1 protein-coding gene is annotated in these 390 nt (G+C 57.7%); it reads right to left on the reverse strand.

What is annotated here, in order from left to right; genetic code table 11:
• The coding region (locus tag EN780_RS39630; RefSeq protein WP_189557226.1) for a hypothetical protein at positions 1 to 390 on the reverse strand (390 nt) is incomplete at both ends.

The raw sequence follows: 390 nt of genomic DNA on the forward strand, positions 1-390 counted from the left end.
ATATGGACGTTGAAGGTTTGCGTCGCAACATCGCCGTCGCCATCCGTAATGGATACTTTGATGCCGTTGAAGTCGAGATCTGCCGGCGGCGTTTCTGATTGCGAGCCGACCTCGACGCCATTCAGGCGGAACCCGCCGCCATTTGAGGCATCGCTGAGGACTTTGACCGCGTAGATGTCATCGCCGGCTACATAGTTGGCGGTACCCGCGACAGCCGACCAGTCAAGCTGGCTGACCTGGATGACCTGGCCCGAAGTCACGTTGAGCGTCACCTGATCATAATGCGTGGCATCGGTGTAAACGAGGACGGTGATTTTGGCCGTTGACATGCCGCCCGTGTAGCCCTCGGTCGTGAACTTGAAATCGTCGACGCTGTGAGGGGTCGTATTG

This window comes from Mesorhizobium sp. M4B.F.Ca.ET.089.01.1.1 (genome assembly GCF_004022605.1).
In the GTDB taxonomy this organism is placed as follows: Bacteria; Pseudomonadota; Alphaproteobacteria; order Rhizobiales; family Rhizobiaceae; genus Mesorhizobium; species Mesorhizobium abyssinicae.